Genomic DNA, 18,678 nt, shown 5'->3' on the forward strand with positions numbered 1-18,678 from the left:
CCCCCCCCCGCCGATCTCGCCGCCCTCGCCCGCGAGCTCGCGGGCGGGACGTCGTCGCCCTGCGCCGCCGCGCTCGCGATCTGCGAGCGGCTCGGCGACGCCGTCTCGTACCTGCCGGGGGTCACGAACGTCAAGACGACCGCCTCGGAGGCCTGGGAGGCGCGTGCCGGGGTCTGCCAGGACATCGCCCACATCACCGTGGGGGCCCTGCGGGCCGTCGGCATCCCCGCGCGGTACGTCAGCGGCTACCTGCACCCGAGGCCGCACGCCGAGCTGCGCGAGACCGTCACGGGCGAGTCGCACGCCTGGGTCGAGTACTTCTGCGGATCGTGGCACGGCTACGACCCGACCAATCTGATCGAGATCGGCGAACGTCACGTCGTGGTGGGGCAGGGGCGGGACTACCGCGACGTCCCGCCGCTGCGCGGCGTCTACGCAGGGTCGTCGAACTCGGAGCTGTTCGTCACGGTGGAGATCACGCGCGAGGCGTGACCTCCGTGCCGGGCGCGCCGCCGACGTCGGCTCCGCCGCCGGCGATGTCGCGGTCGAGCAGCTGCAGGCTGGGGTGCTGCGCCACGGCGTCGAGCCCATGGGTGCCGAAGAGGGTCATGACGGCGGCGAGGGGCGCGTCGACGCCGCGCAGACGCAGCGGGGACGTGATGCCGTCGAACTCCATGACCAGGGCCCAGTCGCCGACCTCGGGGTAGACGGCGGTCATCGCCGAGTACGGGAAGCTCAGCCACTGGCCGCCCGCCAGGCAGATCAGCCGCTGGTTCGAGACGACGAGGCGGATGTGCTGGTGCTCGCGCCATTGGTCGCGGGCCTGCGCCTCGGCCGCCCGCCGGGCCGACGCGTTGCTCAGCGTCGAGACGGCGAGCCCGGCGAGCACGAACGCGGGGTGCCCGAAGAAGAACCGGCCGCCCCCGCCGTAGCTGACGGTCTGGCCGTAGAAGCGCTCGTACTCGGCCTCGACGCTGTAGAAGAAGACCTCGCCGGCCTGCGGCACGACCTCCCACACGGTGATGCTCTGCGGCACCTGGTGGGCGAGGAGCGCCTGACGCAGGCGCCGGGCCTCGGCCCAGGCGGCCTCGCTGGCCGAGAGGCGGTTCACGCGGGCGAGCTCGGCCCCGCGCTCGGACTTCGTGTAGTGGCCGCCGCGGTGGCGCCAGTCGCGGAAGGTGCGCATGCCGCCGCGGACGCTCATGACGATCGTCACGACGACGGCCACCGGCGTGGCCAGCACGAGCCCGAGCGAGAGGAACGACAGCCCGAGGCTCGTGTCGAAGCCCGGGCTCGAGGTGACGACCGAGGCGAGGGCGGGCAGTGCCACGACCACCACGACGCCGGCGACGAGCGGGATGACCCAGCGGAGATGACGCCTCATCCCGCGAGTCTAGGGCGGCCCGTCCCGCCGCCCCCGCGACGCGACGCCCCACGCGCCTCGCCGCGCGCTGATCGAGTGGTCGGAAGATGCTCTTCGTGGCGTGCGGAAGAGCATCTTCCGACCACTCGATGCGCCAACGCGCGAGAGGCGCCAGCGCGCGAGAGGCGCCAGCGCGCGAGAGGCGCGGGCGACGCGAGGAGGTGCGGGTCAGCAGGCGGTGTACGCGTACGCGGGGTCGTCGGCGGGGACCAGGTCGCGGTCGCGCACGATCGTCGAGGGCGCCGGGTCGAGCGCGTCGACCCGGGCGCAGACCTCGGCCGCGGTGCCGCGCAGGTCGTCGGTGTACTCGACGTCGAACACGAGCCCGCCGTACACGTCGGTGTAGGCCGGGCACTCGTCGAAGCGGTCGCACTCCTCGGTGATCGCGAAGTCGTAGCCGATCTCGTCGCGGCCCCGCGTGCCCAGATCGGCGGTGTTCTTCTGCGCCGTGGCGAGCCCGGCCTGGTGAGCGGTCTCGACGAGCAGCGTCGCGTAGGAGACGGCGTCGTCCTCGTCGAAGGCGCCGTCCGAGCGCGTCCACGAGTCGAGGTTGTCGAACTCGACCGCCTGGTAGCCGGCGTCGGCGCAGCCGTCGATCGTGTCGGCCTGCTTCGCGGCGACGGCCTCCCGGTTCACCTCGGTGGAGATGTCGAAGAGGTGCTCGTCCGGCCAGCCCGGGTCGACCAGCGGTTCGCCGCCCGGCAGGCGGACGAGCAGGTCCGCGGGCCAGTCGACGCCGGGCTGCGTCTGGAATCCGTTCACGTAGCAGATGCCGTACGCCCCCTCGGCGGGCTCGTCGGTGCTGTCGCGGGCGACGACGGAGGCTCCGTCGGGGACCGGCGACGCGCCTCCCAGCTGGTAGTCGAACCGAGCGCCGGCGGTCGGCAGGGTGACGTCGGCCGAGGAGGCGCGGCTCGCCTCCGCATCCGGCGCACCGGAGCAGGCGGTCGCCCCGAGCGCCACGGCGAGCACGGCGGCCGCGAAGAGCGCCGCCCGTCCACGGCGAGGGGGTCGCCCGATCGAGCGGGGGGCGGGTCGGCGGGGTCCGTCTGCTGTCGACTGCACGCGCCGAGCCTAGGCGACGCCGCGCCGATCAGCGGTCCGCCGTCGACCCGCCGAGCGGCGGCCGGTCTCAGACCGCGCGCGACGAGGCCGGCGGCTCGGCGGAGGCGGTCGACTCGTCGGGGGCCGCCGGGGCGGCCGAGGGGGCCGGTGCGTTCCGGTCGGCCAGGAACTGCGCGCGGGCGGCTCGGAGGGCGACCTCGCGTTCGAGGTCCTGCTGGTGCGCGGCCTCGCGGGCGGCGGCCAGGGCGCGGGCGTTCTCGTGAGCGCGCGCGGCGGCCACCGAGGAGGCGCGGCGCACCCCGTCACCCGTGGCCCGGGCCCCGGCGGCGGTCGCGGCCCCGGCCGCTCGACTGCCCCGACGCACGTGCGCCCAGCTCGACCGGGCGAGGGGTGCGGCGCCGGCCGCGATCGTCGCACCGCGGGCCCGCAGGCGGTCGGCCACGGGCGTGGCGGGCGTGGCGGGCGTGCCGGCGGCCTCGTCCGCGGACGCGGGCGGCTCCGCGGCGGTGGGCGCAGGAGAGACGGTAGCGGTCGCGGTGGGCGCGGGCGAGGTCGCGACGGGCGCGGGAGCCGTCGCGACGGGCGAGGCGACCGGGCCTGCGGGAGCCGGGTGCGCCTCCGGGGGAGCGGTCGTGGTGACGGGCCGTTCGGAGGCCGCGCGCGCCTCCTCGGCTGCGGCGTCGGCGAGGGTCGGGGCCGGACCGGGCGGCAGGGCCCCGAGCACCCGGTCGGCCAGGCCGACCAGAGCCAGGCTGAGGCCGGCGACGAGCAGCCCGATGCCGAGGAGGGCGAAGGCGACGGCCTCGAAGTCGAGATCGGCGAGAGGCACGTACTCGTCGGAGAAGAGGCCGATCTGCGCGAGACGGATGGTGCTGGCGACCGTGATGGCCACACCGGCGGCGCTCATCGTGAGCCCCGCGGTGACGGCCGCGCTTGCTCTGCTCATCGGACACCTCCTCGCGCGACGGCCGCGCTCGCGTCGGGAGCGGACGACCGTCCTGCAGAGAATGTAGCCCCTGCGGCGGTCCGCGGTGAGACGAGTCGTGCGGAGAGGCCCTCCCGACGGGTCGAACGGAGCGGTCTGCCGCCCGCCGCGAGACGTGCACGGTCCGCACGTTCCGGGCGGATGCTCGGGGTTCGTGAGGGCTTCTCCGATGTGGAGCCGGGACGATCACCGCATGGCTGATTTCCAACGACTCCTCGGTGCCGCCACGCGTGCGCTCGGCTCCTCGAACTCCGGGCGGGGCGGCTCGTCCGGTTCGGGTTCGACCGACTGGCGCGACATGGTGCGCAAGGTCTCCGACAAGGTGACCGGCGACGACCGTCGAGACGGCTCGGGTGCCGCCGACCCGCGTCGGCAGGGACAGCAGCGCCCCGGCGCCGTGCCGACCGGTTCGGCCGCCGACCGCCAGGCCCTGGCCAAGTACGACTACCTCCTGCAGACCGCGCCCCCGCAGCAGCTCGAGCAGGTGCACCGCGAGGCCTTCGAGCGACTGACGCCGGAGCAGCGCGAGCAGGTGCTCGCCCGCCTCACGGCCGAGGCGCCCGCGGGCGATCGGCCCGCCTCGAGCAGCCCGGCCGACCTCGCCCGCTCGGCGACCCGCGGCGAGGTCGCCCGCCCCGGCCTCATGAAGCGCGTCCTGGGCAGCACCGGTGGGAAGGTCGCGGCCGGTGCCGCGGCCGGCGCCGGCGTCGCCGCCCTGGGCGGTCTGGCCGTCGCCGTCGCGGGCGGTGCGGCCCTCAGCGCCGTGGCGGCCCCGCTGCTGTCGGACGCCCTGGCGTCGGGCGTCGACTTCGAGCAGTTCGCGGGCGGATTCGAGGGCCTCGAGGGCGTCGGCGACCTGGCTGCGGGCGGCGAGGACCTCGTCGGCGGTCTCGGCGAGCAGGTCGGCGAGTTCGGCTCGAACTTCCAGATCCCCGGTCTCGGCGACCTCTTCGACCGCTGACCCCCTCCGGGCGCTCGCGCCTCGCCGGGCGCTCGTCGAGTGGTCGGAAGATGCTCTTCGTGGGCTCGCGAAAGACATCTTCCGACCACTCGTTCGCGCGGCCGCACCGGTGGCGAGCAGCCGAGTCGGACGCTCAGCCCACGGGCTGGACCGGCACGGGCGCGGGGGTGAAGGTGGCGGCGACGACCGTCACGTCGTCGGGTCGCTCCTCCTCGCTCGCCAGGTCGGCGACGGCCGTGACGATGGCGGCCGCGTCCGGTGTCCGGACGAGCAGCGCCTCGAAGAGGTTCAGCGCCTCGAGCTCGTCGTCGTAGAGGTCGAGCACGCCGTCGCTGACGACGACGAGGGTGTCGCCGGCGGCCGCCGTCGTGCGGAACGTCGTCCAGTCCGTCCCGATGCCGATCGGCAGGTTCGGCGACCGGAGCCGCTCGACGGTGCCGTTGGCGCGCCGCAGCAGCGCGAGGCCGTGGCCGGCGTCGACCCAGTGGATCACGCCGTCGTGGTCGATGCGGGCGTGGAAGCAGGTCGTGAACTGCGTCTCGGACGAGGAGTCGCTGGTCGCGATCCCGACGGCGGATCGCCTCAGCGCCGTGGCGGGGTCGGGCTCGTCGACGGCGCTCCGGATCACGGATCGGACCGCCGCTGCGATCATGCCCGCGCCGACGCCCTTGCCCATGACGTCGCCCAGGGTCAGCGCCATGCCGCCGCCCGCCGGGTACCAGTCGAAGAAGTCGCCGCCGACGGTCCGGGCCGGGACGCACGCCCCGAACACCCGGAACGACGTCGGCAGGGTCGAGGCGTCGGGCGGCAGCAGCGACTGCTGGACGAGGGCCGCGCGGTCGAGCTCGCCCTGCGCGGCACGACGCCGGGCGCGGGAGCGGTCGAGTCGCAGGTCGGCCTGGCGCGACAGCTCGTTGACCGCGACGGCGAGCGTCGCGTAGACCATGAGGACGAACGCGAGACGCACCAGTTCGCTCGGGCCCGGTCCCGTCGGATCGAAGAGGTACGGCATCAGCAGCGTGACGCAGGTTCCCAGCAGCGGGAAGACGATGTTGCGCCGCCCCGGCCATGCGGCGATCCAGACCACGGTGAGGATCACGATCGGGAGGAACACGGAGCGGCTGTCGCCGGTCCCGTACCTCAGCAGGCCGACGGCGACGAAGTCGGCCGCGGGGATCGCGAGCTCCCATCGCAGCAGTGCGGGTCGGCGGGCCATCAGCGACGCGAGGACCAGGGCGGCGAGGGCGACGGCCACGCCCGACCACATGGCGACGGCGTCGCTCACGATCAACCAGGGCGTGAAGGCGCTGAGCAGGGCGGCCAGGGTGATGAGCAGGGCGACGAACGTCTGCTTGAGTCGAGGCCCGCTGTCGGTCTCGAGGGCCTCGAGGGCCCGACTCACCGCGCCTGATCGACGCGTGGCCGGTTGCTGCTGATCCGTCATCTGTACCCCTGTGCAAGTCGTGGTGAGGACTCGTTTCAGCCTGTTCGGACCCCTCGGCGCGATCGCCTGCCCGTCAGCGGAGATTCGTGTGGGTGACTCACCATCGTTGCGGGCGCCTCATCAGGATATCCGACACGCGTCGGCCGATCGTCGGCACTCCGGCGGCGAGGCCCGCGCTACGCTCGCCCCACGACCTCGAGGACGAGCCCGGCGACGACTTCGGGTCGCTCGAGACCGGGCAGGTGGGCCACCCCCGGCAGCACGCGTCCGGGACCCTGGCCGAGACGCCGGGCGGTCTCCTCGTAGAACGGCAGGTCGGCGGGGATGTCGAGCTCCCCCCAGCTCGCCAGGACGGGCACGCCGATCCCGTCGAGGGTCCGCCAGGTGTCGAGCCCCGCGTCGCCCGGGTCGCCGACGGCACCCGAGTCGAGGATCACCCGGTTCATGTCGGCGAACAGGGCGCGCGCGGGGTCGCCGACCCGCGCCTCCTCGGCGGTCGGCCCGTCGAGCCAGAGACGGGTCAGGGCATCGATCTGCGCGGCGACGTCGCCCCGGCTCTCGGCGTCCTCCAGCTCGGCCATGAGCGGAGCGGTCGCGGGGTCGGCCTGCCAGTCGAACGGGGTGTCGTCGTCGGTCATGCCGCTGACGGCGGCGCCGATCAGGAGCAGCCCCGAGACGCGTCCTGGTGCGGTCGCGGCGAGGTCGAGCGCGAGCGCCCCGCCCATCGAGTTGCCGACGACGACGGCCCCTTCGACCTCGAGCGCGTCGAGCAGCTCGACCAGGTCGCCCAGGTGCGTGAACGTCGACTCGGCCGGGGCGGCGGGCGTCTCGCCGAAGCCCCGCCGGTCGTACGCGACGAGGTCGAGGTCCGCCGCGGCCAGCGCGTCGGCCACCCCGGCCCAGCTGCGCCGATCCGCGACGCCGGCGTGCAGCAGGATCACGGTCGGCCCGCCGCCGGAGCGGCGCTCGGCGACCAGGGTCGATCCGTCGGACAGGGTGATCTCGCGCCGCTGCGTGCTCATGGCGGAACGCTACGCCCCGGCCGTCCGGACCGCGACCGGCTCGACCGCCACCGGCTCGACCGCGACCGGTTCGACCGCGACCGGCTCGACCTCCGCCGGTGCGGTCAGCGGGCCCGTCCGCAGCGGCGTCCCGTTCAGCCGGTAGTCGCCGATCGCGCGCTCGCGCAGGATGGCCGGGTTGTGCGACGACAGCGTGCGCGCGTTGCGCCAGTGCCGGTCGAGCGAGCGGTCGGCGTCCACGGCCGACGCGCCGCCGACCTCGAACAGGGACGACGCCGCCTCGAGGACGAGGGGCACGACCGTCTGCTGGGCCTCGAAGACGGTGACCAGCGCCTCCTGATACGGGTCGTCGTGCCCGCCCGAGTCGCGCCCGTCCGCCCGGCGTCCGTCCGCAGGGCGTCCACCCGAGTCGCGTCCGTCCGCCCGGCGACCGTCCGATCCGCGACGGGCCGCCTGGTCCGCCGCGTCGAGCCCGCGCACCGCCGAGAGCGTCACCGCCTCGACCGTCGACGCGATGCTCGACAGCCGCCCGACGACGCGCTGGACGAGCTGGTCGTCGCGCGGAGACGAGGCGCCCGGCACCCCGAACGTCCGGGTGCGGGGTCGCACGAACCCGACCGCGTCGCGGACCACCGCCCGGGCGATCCCGCTCAAGGCCGACAGGAGCACGAGCTGGTACAGGCCCTGCGTGTACGAGAGCGGCCGGCTCTCGGCGTTGTCGCTCCACGGCAGCACCTGCCGCGGGTCGACCTCGACGTCGTCGAACACGGTGGTGCCGCTGCCGGTGAGCCGCTGCCCGAAGCCGCCCCAGTCGTCGATCCGCGTGACGCCGGGGGCGTCGGCGGGCACCGCCAGCGCGACCGGCTCGTCGCCGCGCCGGGCCCCGACCCAGATCCAGTCGGCGTAGATCGTGCCCGTGCTGTAGAACTTGCGACCGTTCAGCAGGAGGCGACCGTCGCGCTCGTCGAGCCGGGTCGAGGTCGCGGTCGTGTCGCCTCGCTCGGCCTGGGCGTTGCCCACGAGGGTGCGACCCGCGCCGAGCCTCCTCAGCCACTCCGTCCGGAGGTCGCTCTCCGGGCGGGCGCGCTGCGTCTCGACGAACGCCACGTGCCCGCGCAGCAGCTGCGGCAGGTTCGAGTCGGCTTCGCCGAGGCGGACGAGGAGGCGGAACTGCTGCTCCAGGGACGCCCCCCAGCCTCCGAAGGCGGTCGGCACCCGCAGCGCCCCGAGGCCCGCGTCGCGGAGCGCCGCCACCTCGGCGACCGGGAGCCGGCGGTCGCGTTCGCGCTCGACCGCCCCCGCCGCGATGTCGTCGATCACCGGGCCGAAGGCCTCGTCGATGCGGGCGTCCAGGGTGCTGTCGTCGTGTTCGCTCATGCCGTCCTTTGTGTCACAGCCGTGTCGCCGTGTGACAGCGCGACGTCACGGAGGGACACCTCGTGCAACACGACGAAAGACGCGGCGACGGGTGCGGGGCGCTCTGGCAGGGTTCACAGCCATCACCCGCCTCGACCCCAGGAGTCACCGTGTCCGATCACGACGCACCGCAGTCCACGCCCGCCGGCAGCCCGCCCTCCGCCCTCCGCGCCTCCCTCGACGCCTCGCACCGCCGACGGCGTCGGGGTCTGCTCGCCGGGCTCGGGGTCGTCGTCGCGGCGGCCCTCGTCGGCGGCGGGTTCTGGGCCGGCACCGCGGTCGGCGGGGCGGACGCCGAGGCCGCGACCGGTGCCGGCGGCGAGCGGATCAGCGTGAAGATAGCCGGCAGCGGCGAGAGCGACCTGCAGGACGCCGTGAAGACGGTCGCCGCCGAGGAGGGGCTCGACGTCACCTGGGTCAACTTCGACGACTGGACCCTGCCGAACTCGGCGCTGGTCGCAGGCGAGGTCGACGCGAACGCGTTCCAGCACACGGCGTTCCTCAGCGCGTACAACGTCGCGAACGACACCGACCTGACCCCGGTCTTCTCGACGACGATCACCCAGTGGGGCGTCTTCTCGGCCACGCTCGACTCGCTCGACGACATCGGCGAGGGCGCCCGCATCGCGATCCCCGACGACGCGTCGAACGGAGCCCGTGCGCTGTTCATCCTGCAGGCCGCGGGCCTCATCGAGCTCGGGCCGGACGTCGGGGTGTACCCGACGGTCGACGACGTCACCGAGAACGATCTCGGCCTCGAGTTCGTCCCGATCGGCGCCACGACGATCCCCACCCAGTTCGACGATCCGAGCCTCGACGCCGTCGTGGTCGGCACCTCGTACTTCGACCCCTCGCAGGAGATCGACGCCGACGACGCCCTCTACCTCGACGACTCCCTGAGCGAGGAGTCGCGGCCCTACGTCAACGCCGTCGTGACCCGTGCCGACGATGCGGACGACGAGGCGTGGGACCTCCTCGCCGACGCCTACGCCGACCCCCGGGTCGCCGCCGCCCTCGAGGAGGAGTCGTTCGGCAACACCGTGCTGGTCGACGTCTCGGCCGACGACCTCCGCAGCACCCTCGGCGAGCTCGAGACGGCAGCGCGCGAGCTGAACTCGTGACCGCGGCCCCGGTCGTCTCGTTCGAGCACGTCTCGAAGTCGTACACGGTGCAGGGGCGGCGGTTCGACGCCCTGCACGACGTCAGCCTGGAGGTGCCGCGCGGTCAGATCTTCGGCATCGTCGGCTACTCGGGGGCGGGCAAGTCGACGCTGCTGCGCACCGTGAACGCCCTCGAGCGCCCGACGAGCGGCCGGGTCGTCGTCGACGGACGGGAGGTGTCGGCGCTGAGGGGCAAGGAGCTCTACGCGGCCCGCCGGCGCATCGGCATGGTGTTCCAGCAGTTCAACCTGCTCTCGTCGCGCACCGTCTTCGGCAACGTCGCCTACCCCCTCCGGCTCTCGGGCCTCTCCCGCGACGAGACCGTCGACCGCGTCGAGGAGCTGCTCGACTTCGTCGGTCTCTCGGACAAGGCCCTCGAGCACCCCGCCAAGCTCTCGGGCGGCCAGAAGCAGCGCGTCGGCATCGCCCGGGCCCTGGCGAACCGCCCCGACGTGCTCATCTCGGACGAGGCGACCAGCGCCCTCGACCCGCAGACGACGGGCGAGGTGCTCGACCTGCTGCGGCGGGTCAACGACGAGTACGGCGTGACGATCCTGCTCGTGACGCACGAGATGGACGTCATCCGCGAGCTCGCCGACCGGGTCGCCGTGATGCAGGGCGGCGAGGTCATCGAGACCGGCTCGGTCTACGACCTCTTCGCCGACCCCCGGCACCCCACGTCGAAGCGGTTCGTCTCGTCGGTGCTGCACCACCAGGCGACCCCGGGCGCGCTGGACCGCATCCGCGAGGTGCACACCGGACGCATCGTGCGCCTCCACGTGGAGGATCGCGAGTCGAACGATCCGTTCCTGTCGCGCATCGCCCGGACGCACGGAGTCGACTTCAACGTCGTCTACGGCGGCATCAGCGAACTGCAGTCGCGCCTGTTCGGCGACCTCACCGTCGAGCTGCTCGGCGACGACGTCTCGGTCGACGCCGCGATCGCCGACCTGCGGCTGACGACCACGGTCACGGAGGTGGCCGCCGGTGCGTGACATCGAACCCGCCGTGCTGCTGCCCAAGATCGGGACGGCGCTGCTGCAGACCCTGCAGATGGTGACCGTCTCGTTCGTGCTCGCGACGGTGCTCGGCATCGTGCTGGGGCTCGTGCTCTACTCGACCCGGCGCGGCAACCTGCTGCAGAACGCCGTCGTCTTCACGACGCTCAACGCCGTCATCAACGTGATCCGCCCGATCCCGTTCATCATCCTGATCGTCGCGATCTCGCCGCTGACCCGGGTCGTCATCGGCACGAGCATCGGCACGAACGCGGCCATCTTCGCCCTGACGATCGTGGCGACGTTCTCGATCGCCCGCATCGCGGAGACGAACCTCGTCGCGGTCGATCGCGGCTCGGTCGAGGCCGGGGCGGCCATGGGCGCCTCGCCGATCCGGGTGCTCGCGACGATCGTCGTCCCGGAGGCGCTCGGCCCGCTCGTGCTCGGGCTCACCTACATCTTCGTGGCCCTCGTCGACGCGACCGCCGTCGCCGGCCTGGTCGGGGGCGGCGGGCTGGGGAACCTCGCCATCACCTACGGCTACCAGCGCTTCGACACGTTCGTCATGGTGACGGTGATCGTGCTGATCATCGTGCTCGTGCAGGTGGCGCAGCTGCTCGGCAACCTCGTGGCGCGGAGGGTGCTGCACGAGACGCCGGCGTGAGGCTCGGCGGGCGCGCGGCGGAGTCGAGGAGGCGCGGTGCCGGAGGTCCCGCACCGCGCCTTGCTCAGGTCCCGCGCTCCTGGATCACGGTGGTGGCCGCGGCGGCCTCGGCCTCCTCCGCGGCGCGTGCCCGGGCGGCCGCGCGCCCGGCGGCGTCGCCGTCGTGCTGCAGGGTGAAGTGGAACCGCCCCGCACCCACGACCGGCAGCGCGCCGGTCGCCGCGGCGGGTTCGTCGGGCAGCACCCGGTGCACGCGGAGATGCCGTCCGCGCACCAGCCAGACGACCGCGACGCCGGCGGCGACGAACCCCGAGGCGGCCGCGACCCCGATCGCCCAGCGCGGCCCGGCGACGTTCGCCACCCAGCCGACCACCGGAGCCCCGAGGGGCGTCCCGCCGGTGAAGACGGCCATGTAGAGCGCCATCACGCGTCCGCGCATCCGCGGCGCCGTCGTCAGCTGCACGGTCGCGTTGGCGGTGGTCATCAGCGTGATCGACGACAGGCCGACGGTGACGAGCACCGCGGCGAAGCTCCAGTACGACGGCATCAGCGCCGAGACGAGACAGGTCACGCCGAAGGCGAACGCCGCCGCGACGAGCACCCGCCAGCGCGGCTGCTCGCGACGCGCCGAGAGCAGCGCGCCGACCAGCGAGCCCACCGCGATGCACGACGACAGCAGTCCGAACCCGCTGGCGTCGGTGCCGAACTCGACGCTCGCCATCGTCGAGGTGAAGATGGCGAAGTTGAGACCGAAGGTGCCGATCACGAACACCATCACGAAGACGACCACGAGGTCGGGTCGCTCGCGCACGTAGCGGAACCCCTCCCGGATCTGCCCCTTCGCGCGGGAGACCGCGGGCTTGAGCTGCAGCTGCGCGACGCGGATGAACCGCAGCGACAGCAGCACGGCGGCGAACGATCCGGCGTTGATCAGGAACACCCAGCCGGTGCCGATCGTCGCGATCAGCACGCCCGCGACGGCCGGTCCGATCAGGCGGGCGCCGTTGAACGACGCCGAGTTCAGGCTGACCGCGTTCGTCAGGTGGCCGGGAGGCACGAGCTCGGACACGAAGCTCTGCCGCACCGGGGCGTCGATCGCGGCGGCCACGCCGAGCAGCAGCGCGAAGACGTAGACCATCCAGAGCTGCACGCTGTCGGTCAGCACGAGCAGGCCGAGCGCCAGGCCGAGCAGCCCCATGCTCAGCTGGGTCACCATCAGCAGGCGGCGGCGGTCGAAGCGGTCGGCGATCAGGCCGGTGATCGGCACCATCAGGATCGGCGGAGCGAACTGCAGGGCCATCGTGATGCCGAGCGCGGTGGCGTCGTTGTCGGTCAGGTCGGTCAGCACGAGCCAGTCCTGGGCGGTGCGCTGCATCCAGGTGCCGATGTTCGACACGAGGGCGCCGGCGAACCACAGGCGGTAGTTGAACAGCGAGAGGCTGCGGAACATCGCGCTCACGAGACGGTGAGCTTGCGCAGGATCTCGGTCGCGTCGGCCAGGGTCCGTCGCTCGTCCGGGGTCAACGACGACAGACGCGGCATCAGCCAGGCGTCGCGGCGTCGGCGCGTCTCGAACACGAACGCGGCGCCCGCCTCGGTCGTCTCGAGCACGACCCGGCGCTTGTCGGCCTCGTCGACGGTGCGGCGCAGCATGCCCGCGTCGACGAGCTTGCCGACCGTGCGGTTCATCGACGGGGGAGTGACGCCCTCGTGCGTCGTGAGCGCCCCGATGGTCAGCGGCTGGTTCTGCATGACGTAGCCGAGGGCGGCCATCTGCGCGTCGCTCACGTCGGCGTCGGCCTTCTGCTGGCGCAGGCGCCGGGCGAGCCGGAGCACGGCGCCGCGCAGGTCGGTCGCGAGGTGGGCGTGGGGGATCGCCCGGGTCGGGGCGGTGGCGGGAGGCGCGGTGTCGGTCATCGAGGAGCCATGCTAATCGTTTAGCTCGCCTAAGTAAACGCTTTCATGCGCGACGTGCATCCCTGCGGGCCGTGCACCCCGTTCCGCGGTCCGACACCTGGCAGACACCGGACGGCCACGCGGCGTTTCCCGGTGCCCGGTCGACTGTGCGGGTCCCCCGATCAGGGGTGAACCGGCACCATCGATCACCTGGAGCAGGAACACAGTGACCACCAGCATCCGCCGCCGTCGCGCGGCACTCACCACGGGGGCGGTCGCGATCGCCGCCTCCCTGGCTCTCGCCCCCACCGTCGCCTCGGCGGCGACGCCGGCCGACGTCGCGCAGAACGGCGGCGCCGCCCGCAGCATCGACGACAGCACGCAGGTGCTGCTCGACTCGGTCGACGGCGGTCCGGCCAAGAACGTCATCCTCCTGATCGGCGACGGCATGGGCGACTCCGAGATCACCTCGGCCCGCAACTACGCCTACGGCGCCGGCGGACAGCTGCCCGGCATCGACGCGCTGCCCCTGACCGGGCAGTACACGACCTACTCGCTCTACAAGGACGGCCCGAACAAGGGCAAGCCCGACTACGTGCCCGACTCGGCCGCCACCGGCTCGGCCTGGGCGACCGGCACGAAGACCTACGACAACGCCATCTCGGTCGACGTCGACGGCGTCCCGCAGGACACCCTGCTCGAGATCGCCAAGGCGAACGGCAAGAAGACGGGCAACGTCTCGACGGCCGAGCTCCAGGACGCGACCCCCGCCGTGCAGTCCGCTCACGTCGCCGCGCGCAGCTGCTACGGCCCCGACACGGTCACGCAGTGCGGGGCCGACGCCCTCGACCAGGGCGGGCTCGGCTCGATCAGCGAGCAGATCATCGGCACGCGCGCCGACCTCACCCTCGGAGGAGGCGCGGCGTCGTTCGAGCAGACTGCCCGCGCCGGTCAGTGGCAGGGCGAGAGCCTCTTCGACCAGGCCGCCGACCGCGGCTACCAGGTCGTCCGCGACGCGGCCGGCCTCGACGCCCTGGCGTCCGCCGACCAGAGCGAGCCGGTGCTCGGCACGTTCACCGACGGCAACTTCCCGACGCGCTTCGCGGCGACGACGGCGACCGTCGGCGGCGCCGACCTGGCCCCGCAGACCTGCCAGCCGAACCCCGACCGCCTCTCGACCGACCTCTCGCTGCGCTCGCTCACCGAGAAGTCGATCGACCTGCTCGACGACGACAACGGGTTCTTCCTGCAGGTCGAAGGCGCCTCCATCGACAAGCGCGACCACAGCGCGGACGCCTGCGGTCAGATCGGCGAGGTGCTCGACCTCGACGAGGCCGTGCAGGCCGCGCTGGACTTCGCGAAGGCCGACGGCGACACCATGGTGATCGTGACGGCCGACCACGCCCACACGAGCCAGATCGTCGACTCGACGCCGCCCGCCACGCTCAGCACCGCGCTGACCACGGTGGACGGCACCACGATGAAGATCGCCTACGGCACGGCCGCGGCCGGCGGCTCGCAGCAGCACACCGGCTCGCAGCTGCGCGTCGCGGGCTACGGTCCGGGGGCCGCGAACGTCGTCGGACTGATCGATCAGACCGACAACTTCTTCACCATCGCGAACGCCCTCCAGCTCGACCGCGACCTCGACGGACTGAGCTCCGACGCGACCCTCTCGGCCCCGTCCGAGGTCGCCCCCGAGGCGGAGTTCGACGTGACGGCCTCGGGTCTCGCGGGTGACCGCCAGGTCTCGGCCGTGCTCGACGCCGACGGCGCCGCGGCTGCGGTCGACCTCGGTCCGGTCGACGTGATCGACGGCGTCGCGACGGTCACGGTGCAGGCTCCGGCCGAGCCCGGACCGTTCACGGTCACGTTGACCGGTGCGCAGTCGGGCGTCGAGCTCGTCGCGCCGGTCTCGGTGGTCGAGGGCGCCGTCGTCCCGGCGCCGACGACCAGCCCGGTGCCCGTCGACCCGTCGGCGGACCCGACGACACCCGCGGGCGCCCTGCCCGGGGGCGGTGACGCCGCCGGCGGCACCGGCTCGGGCCCCCTGGCCTTCACCGGTTCGGAGGCGCTGCCCGCGCTGGCCCTCGCGCTGATGCTCGTCGCCTCGGGCGCCGTGCTCGTGCTGCGTCGCCGGCGTCGGCTCGTCGCGACGGGTGAGCTGGGCTCGCAGCTCTGACTCACACGTGACGCACCCTGAGGGGGCGAGACGCCGGGCGATCCGCCGGTGTCTCGCCCCTTCGGGCGTCGGGGGGTGCGGGGCTCGGGACTCGGGGTGCGGGGTGCGGGGCTCGGGGTGCGGGGTGCGGGGCTCGGGGTGCAGGGCTCGGGCCCCGGGGCGACTACTCGCGGCCGAGGCGGCCGATCAAGCTGGTGTCGAGGGCATCGAGCAGCGCGGCGACGTCGTCGTAGACCTCCTCGGCGCCGGCCTCGAGCAGCTCGTCGCGCGAGAAGCCGCCGCTCAGCACGCCGATGCAGCGGACGTCCGCGCGGTGCGCCGCCATGACGTCGAACACGGCGTCGCCGACCATGACCGCCCGTGCCGCCGGGACGCCGGCCCTCTCGAGGGCCACCTCGACGATGCCCGGGTCGGGTTTGGCGGTCTCGACGTCCTCGCTCGAGGTGACGGCCCAGAGGGCGTCCTCGACGTCGAGCAGGCCACGGAGCGCCGCCAGCTCGTTCTCGGGCGCGCTCGTCGCCAGCACCACGGAGTGCCCGCGACCGGCGAGCTCGGCGAGCAGGTCGGTTGCGCGGGCGAGCACGTGCAGGTCGCCGTCGTCGCCGAGGTGCTCGTCGTAGAAGCGCGTGTGCGCCTCCTTGGCCCGCTCGACGAGATCATCGGGGACGTCCTCGCCGAGGAGGCCGGCGATGAGCAGCGACGAGTCCTTGCCGATGGAGCGGTGGATCCGCCAGCTGTCGACCGGGTGCCCGACCTCGACGAAGGCCCGCGACCAGGCGTCGACGTGGGCGTAGTTCGAGTCGACGAGCGTGCCGTCGATGTCGAAGAACACGGCGGTGGAGGGGGTGGCCGGCGAGTCGTCCGGGGAAGAGGTCATCGGATCACCCTGGACCCTCTCCGCCTGCGCCGCCCACGCCGCCCCTCGCGGGCCGCGCCCGCCTCGAAGCCGTGCGGGCGGGTCCCGTTCATCGTGGGCGGGTCAGCGCTCACCCGCCGCATATGCACCGAACCCGCCAGGCGTGCTCCGAACCCGCCGGGCGTGCTCCGAACCCGCCGGGCATGCTGCGAACCCGCCGCGCGTGCATCGAACCCGCCGCGCGTGCACCGAACCCGCCGGGCGTGAGCGGGGCGCGCCGCGCGGCGGGGGGAGCGAAAACCGGCTGACGCTCGATATGTGGTGCACCACGACAAATTGCTTGCATCGGCGACGAGCGTCGGTTAGCGTCGGACCACGAACCGAGTGTCGAAGCGCTTCCGCAGTCGTGACGCACCCGAGTTCGAACGGCTCCCGAGGCCATCCGTCGTCACCATCGAAGCGTTTCGACAGCCCCTCCCCGATCCACCCGACGTCCCCGCCCGAAAGGCCACCCGTGTCGACGATGACATCCCCGTTCGAGTCCGCCACCCCGCGAGGGGAAGGTCGGCGATGAGCGTCGTGCGCGGCGCCGACCGCGTCCTGTTCGGCGGCGACTACAACCCCGAGCAGTGGCCGGAGAGCGTCTGGCACGACGACGTCCGCCTGATGGCCGCCGCCGGCGTGAACACCGTCACCCTCGGCGTCTTCTCCTGGTCGTCGATCGAGCCCCGAGAGGGCGAGTACGACTTCGGCTGGCTCGACCGCGTGATCGACCTGATGCACGTGAACGGCATCGGCGTCGTGCTGGCCACGCCGACGGCCTCCCCGCCGCCGTGGTTCACCCGAGCCCACCCGGAGGCGCTTAACCGGACCGCGGACGGGGTCCAGCTGGTGCACGGCAGCCGCGACGTCTACGACCCCTCCGCGGAGGCGTATCGCGAGGCCGCCCGGCGGGTCGCCACGGCGCTGGGCGAGCGCTACGGGCGGCACGAGGCCGTCGTCGCGTGGCACGTGCACAACGAGTACGGCAGCGTCAGCTACGGCCCGGCCACCGATCGACGGTTCCGCGACTGGCTCCAGGCGAAGTACGGCGACCTCGGCAGGCTCAACGACGCCTGGTGGTCGGCCTTCTGGTCGCAGCGGTACGCGCAGTGGGACGAGATCCTCGCCCCGCAGGCGACCCAGTACCTGCCGAACCCGTCTCAGATGCTCGACTTCCGACGCTTCTCCGCCGAGGTCCTGCTCGAGTGCTACCGCGAGCAGGCGCGGATCCTGCGCGGTCTCAGCCCCGACGTGCCGTTGACGACGAACTTCATGCTGCCGACGTGGCTGCACTTCGACCACTGGGCCTTCGGCGCCGAGGTCGACTTCGTCTCGATCGACCACTACTCGGACTCGCCCGGCGTCGAGGGGGCGGCGCACGCCGCGTTCGGAGCCGACCAGGCCCGGTCGTTCGCGCGAGGTCGTCCGTGGCTGCTGATGGAGCAGGGGGCGAACGTCACGCAGGTGCCCGGCCGCATGCTCGTCAAGGAGCCCGGCGAGGTGATCCGCACGAGCCTGCAGCACGTCGCGCGCGGCTCGGACGGCGCTCTGTTCTTCCAATGGCGGGCGCCCCTGGCCGGTGCCGAGGTCTTCCACTCGTCGATGGTGCCGCACAGCGGCGCCGACAGCCGGGCGTTCCGCGAGATGACCGAGCTCGGCCGGGTGCTGGGGCTGCTGACCGACGTGGTCGCGCCTCCCCGGGGGCCCGCGGGGCGCGTCGTGACACCGCGCGTGGCGATCGCGTGGGAGCCCGATTCGTGGTGGGCCGTCGAGTCCGTGTCGCTGCCGTCCGACCACTTCTCGCTGCTGGCCTCCGTCCGGCGCGCGCATCGCGAGCTGTGGTTCGCCGGCGTCTCTGCCGATCTCGTCCGCCTCGACGACGACCCGGCCGAGCTCGCGGCGTACGACCTCCTGCTCGTGCCGAGTCAGCTGCTGGCGACCGACGAGCAGGCCGCCGGTCTCGACGCCTGGGTGCAGCGCGGCGGTCACGCCGTCGTCTGGTGCTTCAGCGGCACCGTCGACGCCGACCTGCACGTGCGACCGGGCGGCTACTCGGGGGCGTTCGCCGAGACCCTCGGCATCCGCGTCGAGGAGCCGCACCCGCTGCCGAAGGGCGCGCGCGTGGCGATCGAGGGAGGCGGCAGCGCGCACGACTGGACTGAGCACGTCGAGCTGCGGGGCGCCTCCGTCGTCACGCGCTACGCCGAGGGCGTCCTGGCCGGCGAGCCGGCGATCACCGAGCACCGCCGGGGCGAGGGCCTCGCGACCTACGTCTCGGCCGAGCTCGACGACGCGTCGTTCACCGCGCTCGTCGCGTCCGCGCTCGCCGCCGCCGGCGTCGAGGCCGAGGCGCCGGGAGCCGGAGGCGGCATGGAGGTCGTCCGGCGCCACACGGCGACCGGCACGGTGGTCGTCGCCATCAACCACACGGCCGAGTCCCGCACGGTGGCTCTGGCCGGCACGTCGCTGCTCGGCGCGGGGGAGGCCCTCGAGGGCGGGATCCCGGTCCCGCCCGGCGCCTTCGTCGTCCTCCGCGAACCCCCGCTCCCCGCCTGATCCCCTCG

At 73.4% G+C, this 18,678-nt stretch carries 16 protein-coding genes; 7 read left to right on the top strand and 9 right to left on the bottom strand.

Features of this window, described 5'->3' with window-relative positions; all coding sequences use genetic code 11:
- Positions 1–492: transglutaminase-like domain-containing protein (locus FFA01_RS07690; RefSeq protein ID WP_146854657.1), on the top strand; the 492-nt coding region annotated here is incomplete at its 5' end.
- Here FFA01_RS07690 and FFA01_RS07695 read toward each other — a convergent pair.
- The 3 genes from FFA01_RS07695 to FFA01_RS07705 all read right to left on the bottom strand — a co-directional run bounded on the left by FFA01_RS07695 (position 476) and on the right by FFA01_RS07705 (position 3,434).
- Positions 476–1,384, bottom strand: coding sequence for a hypothetical protein (locus tag FFA01_RS07695; protein WP_182501178.1), 909 nt, complete (start codon positions 1,382–1,384; stop codon positions 476–478). The two genes, FFA01_RS07690 and FFA01_RS07695, sit on opposite strands and share 17 nt — an antisense overlap.
- 207 nt (positions 1,385–1,591) lie before the next feature.
- Entirely contained in the window at positions 1,592–2,488 is an 897-nt protein-coding gene (locus FFA01_RS07700; protein WP_244289749.1) for an endo alpha-1,4 polygalactosaminidase, read from the bottom strand.
- 67 nt (positions 2,489–2,555) lie between these two features.
- Positions 2,556–3,434, bottom strand: coding sequence for a hypothetical protein (locus tag FFA01_RS07705; RefSeq protein WP_146854666.1), 879 nt, complete (start codon positions 3,432–3,434; stop codon positions 2,556–2,558).
- A gap of 232 nt (positions 3,435–3,666) precedes the next feature.
- On the opposite strand from FFA01_RS07705, the gene FFA01_RS07710 reads away from it, so the two are divergent.
- Positions 3,667–4,434, top strand: coding sequence for a cation-transporting ATPase (locus FFA01_RS07710; RefSeq protein WP_146854668.1), 768 nt, complete (start codon positions 3,667–3,669; stop codon positions 4,432–4,434).
- A 133-nt stretch (positions 4,435–4,567) separates the two neighbouring features.
- Here the strand turns inward: FFA01_RS07710 and FFA01_RS07715 are convergent, their stop codons facing one another.
- The 3 genes from FFA01_RS07715 to FFA01_RS07725 form a co-directional block, all read right to left on the bottom strand.
- Positions 4,568–5,878: a PP2C family protein-serine/threonine phosphatase gene (locus FFA01_RS07715; RefSeq protein WP_146854670.1), complete on the bottom strand. Its 1,311-nt coding sequence runs from the start codon at positions 5,876–5,878 to the stop codon at positions 4,568–4,570.
- A gap of 176 nt (positions 5,879–6,054) precedes the next feature.
- The gene (locus FFA01_RS07720) at positions 6,055–6,900 is read right to left on the bottom strand and encodes an alpha/beta fold hydrolase (protein ID WP_146854672.1); all 846 of its coding nucleotides are present in this window, start codon (positions 6,898–6,900) and stop codon (positions 6,055–6,057) included.
- A gap of 9 nt (positions 6,901–6,909) precedes the next feature.
- Positions 6,910–8,277 (bottom strand): acyl-CoA dehydrogenase family protein, encoded by a 1,368-nt coding sequence (locus tag FFA01_RS07725; protein WP_146854674.1) that lies wholly within the window; start codon positions 8,275–8,277, stop codon positions 6,910–6,912.
- A gap of 149 nt (positions 8,278–8,426) precedes the next feature.
- On the opposite strand from FFA01_RS07725, the gene FFA01_RS07730 reads away from it, so the two are divergent.
- Genes FFA01_RS07730 through FFA01_RS07740 form a run of 3 tightly spaced genes read left to right on the top strand, consistent with a single transcriptional unit; the run spans position 8,427 to position 11,138 of the window.
- A complete protein-coding gene (locus FFA01_RS07730) occupies positions 8,427–9,437 on the top strand; it encodes a MetQ/NlpA family ABC transporter substrate-binding protein (protein ID WP_146854676.1) in 1,011 nt (336 codons plus the stop codon).
- On the top strand, positions 9,434–10,471 hold the full coding sequence (locus FFA01_RS07735; protein ID WP_146854678.1) for a methionine ABC transporter ATP-binding protein: 1,038 nt from the start codon (positions 9,434–9,436) through the stop codon (positions 10,469–10,471). The genes FFA01_RS07730 and FFA01_RS07735 overlap by 4 nt, the downstream gene beginning before the upstream one ends.
- Positions 10,464–11,138, top strand: coding sequence for a methionine ABC transporter permease (locus FFA01_RS07740; RefSeq protein WP_244289750.1), 675 nt, complete (start codon positions 10,464–10,466; stop codon positions 11,136–11,138). The genes FFA01_RS07735 and FFA01_RS07740 overlap by 8 nt, the downstream gene beginning before the upstream one ends.
- A 64-nt stretch (positions 11,139–11,202) precedes the next feature.
- On the opposite strand, the gene FFA01_RS07745 is transcribed toward FFA01_RS07740, so the two are convergent.
- Both FFA01_RS07745 and FFA01_RS07750 read right to left on the bottom strand, forming a co-directional pair.
- Positions 11,203–12,597, bottom strand: a complete 1,395-nt coding sequence (locus FFA01_RS07745; protein ID WP_146854680.1) for an MFS transporter — start codon at positions 12,595–12,597, stop codon at positions 11,203–11,205.
- Positions 12,594–13,055 (bottom strand): MarR family winged helix-turn-helix transcriptional regulator, encoded by a 462-nt coding sequence (locus FFA01_RS07750; protein ID WP_146854682.1) that lies wholly within the window; start codon positions 13,053–13,055, stop codon positions 12,594–12,596. The genes FFA01_RS07745 and FFA01_RS07750 overlap by 4 nt, the downstream gene beginning before the upstream one ends.
- Positions 13,056–13,260: 205 nt before the next feature.
- Here FFA01_RS07750 and phoA point away from each other — a divergent pair, with 205 nt between their 5' ends.
- Positions 13,261–15,216: an alkaline phosphatase gene (gene phoA / locus FFA01_RS07755; RefSeq protein WP_244289751.1), complete on the top strand. Its 1,956-nt coding sequence runs from the start codon at positions 13,261–13,263 to the stop codon at positions 15,214–15,216.
- Between the two features lie 163 nt (positions 15,217–15,379).
- Here the strand turns inward: phoA and FFA01_RS07765 are convergent, their stop codons facing one another.
- Positions 15,380–16,093 carry an HAD family hydrolase gene (locus FFA01_RS07765; RefSeq protein ID WP_146854684.1) on the bottom strand — a complete coding sequence of 238 codons (714 nt, stop codon included), beginning with the start codon at positions 16,091–16,093 and terminating at the stop codon, positions 15,380–15,382.
- Positions 16,094–16,642: 549 nt separating this feature from the next.
- Between FFA01_RS07765 and FFA01_RS07770 the strand changes: the two genes are divergently transcribed.
- A complete protein-coding gene (locus tag FFA01_RS07770; protein ID WP_146854686.1) occupies positions 16,643–18,670 on the top strand; it encodes a beta-galactosidase in 2,028 nt (675 codons plus the stop codon).
- The last annotated feature ends 8 nt before the right edge of the window (positions 18,671–18,678 follow it).

This window comes from Frigoribacterium faeni (assembly GCF_007988805.1).
GTDB lineage: Bacteria > Actinomycetota > Actinomycetes > Actinomycetales > Microbacteriaceae > Frigoribacterium > Frigoribacterium faeni.